A 373-nucleotide genomic window follows, 5' to 3' on the forward strand; every position below is an offset into this window, starting at 1 on the left:
GTATGGGCTAATCAAGCAATCCAAAGAGGCTCTGCCGGCACGTAACTGCCGCCTTGGTCAGTATCCTTATGGTTGCACGGTTTTAATTATCGTAACGGAGCCAATAAGGTAGAAGTTCCGGAAACCGCGTACAGAATAAGCAGAAACATTGGAATTTGCTTTGTGAGCGAGCATAGCGTCAGACCGGAGACCCTTGTTTGAGCACGCAGCGCGTGCGAGTTTGGGTCGCAGGTCTGACAATAGGCGGCGCAGTGAACAAAGCGCAAAATTTCACCGTTTCTGCGTTTCTGTACGCGGTTTCCGGAACTTCGGACCTTTTAGTGGTTCCGTCTCAATATTTTTATTACCTTCAGTCTCTTCAAATATTCCTTCT

Source organism: Clostridium sp. AF27-2AA (assembly GCF_003478505.1).
Lineage (GTDB): Bacteria > Bacillota > Clostridia > Lachnospirales > Lachnospiraceae > Brotaphodocola.